A 1,870-nucleotide genomic window follows, 5' to 3' on the forward strand; every position below is an offset into this window, starting at 1 on the left:
TGCGCTTCAATCTGATTAACATCTAGAACACCTTCTTTTTCGGCTATTTTCCTAAGCTTAAAAGAGACTCTTTCAGCAGCATGTCTCGTATTAGTGAAAATTAAAGTAGTTCTGTGTTTTTTAATTTCGTTTATTAAAGTTTTATATATACCTTCTTCAACTTCCTGCTCAGAAGAGTGTATAAGGTCTCTAACTGGTGTTATAACCTTAATATCGACCGGCTTTACGAATCTAGCATCTATTATTCTGCATTCTCTGTTTTTACCAACTAGATATTGTGCAACCTCTTCTAATGGAGAGACTGTTGCACTTAAACCTACTCTTATAAACTCTTTTTTGGTTATTAACGTTCTAAATAGTTCCAACATACCAGATAGATATGCTCCTCGCTTGTTATTAGCTAATTCATGTATTTCATCTACTATAACCCATTTAACGTCTGCCAGCTTTTGGCTAAATTTAGGAGATGTAATCGAAATGGCAAAAGATTCCGGAGTAGTAATTAATATATGAGGAGGTACACGTAGCATTTTCTGTTTTTCATAGGATGTTGTATCACTTGTTCTTATTCCGATTCTTATATTAGGCAAATTAGGATATAGTTGTTTTAACTCATTTAACGGTTCCAATAAGTTTCTCTGCATATCGTTATTAAGAGCTCTAAGCGGAGAAATGTAAATTGCATAAACCTTATCTTCTAGCATGTTATTCTCAGCCATCTCAAAGAGAGAATCAAGAATTCCAAGGAATGCAGCTAACGTTTTTCCGCTTCCGGTAGGACTAGATACCAAAACATTAAAGCCACTCTTTATTAGAGGAATTGACGCTCTTTGTGGGGGAGTAAACGTACCATATTTGTTCTTGAACCACTCAGCTACATAGGGTCTTAGCAATTTATATATTTCTTCATCAGCATAAAAATAGGTCGTACTCAACTTGTTATGAAATTCATTCGGACCTTTAAAAACACTTCTTTCATAATCCCTTTACAAATGCTATGAACGTATATAGATATCCTATAGAATAATAAAGTAACCAAATAGAGTTTATTATATCTCCTCTCATGAAGTATATTATGGAGGAAAATATAAATATGATTCCGAAGAATAAAATAGGTAATCCTATCTTATTATTCCTAACTCGTGTACCTTTAGGCGTAACCACGTATGTCCTGGACTTGCTAAATGCTTTAATAGTACTTACCAATAAATACGGAGATATTCCTACAGTATAAGCAGATAGTCTTCCTAATGCTTGAAGGCTTTTTACGATACTGATTCCCATTTTAACCGACGCTTTAATAAATATGTAAGCATAAGCTACTAAGGCTGAAACCCATATTGCTAAGATAGGCAAACTAAGATTTATGTTGAAATTCGTAAAAGAAGCGATAGCCAGTGCTAAACCACCAATGAATGTTAGTATTATTGGAATATATTGCGATAGATAAATTATTATTTCTATTTTTTGATATAGTTTAGCCTTGCTATTTATGATATGATAAAACCTATTTACTAGAACCTCCATAGTGCCCATAGCCCATCGTGTCTGTTGAATATAAAATGAGATTAAATTATCGGGGACTTCTACAAAAACCGGAGAGGATGAAGAACATATTTTACATCCTAATTTAATTAACCTAGCTCCTAGCTCGTAATCGTCTTGAATCATTCTATAATCCCATCCTCCTACGTCTTCTAGAATTTTTCTCTTATAAATTGTACCGCATCCAATAGGCATAACTTTTAAGCCAAGTCTATCCCTTCCTCTGAGGATAGATTTACTAGTTATAACCGTAGAAACCATTAAAGCTCTAGCTAAAGAAGAATTCTTATTCTCTGAATAACCGTGCCATTCCATCGTTATTGCG

The 1,870-nt window shown here is 33.9% G+C and carries 2 protein-coding genes; both read right to left on the reverse strand.

What is annotated here, in order from left to right:
* Positions 1–935: DEAD/DEAH box helicase (locus tag DMP16_RS09515; protein WP_143577160.1), on the reverse strand; the 935-nt coding region annotated here is incomplete at its 3' end.
* A gap of 40 nt (positions 936–975) precedes the next feature.
* The coding region (locus DMP16_RS09520; protein WP_143577161.1) for a glycosyltransferase family 2 protein at positions 976–1,870 on the reverse strand (895 nt) is incomplete at its 5' end.

It is taken from the genome of Sulfolobus sp. B1 (assembly GCF_007050195.1).
Classification (GTDB): domain Archaea; phylum Thermoproteota; class Thermoprotei_A; order Sulfolobales; family Sulfolobaceae; genus Saccharolobus.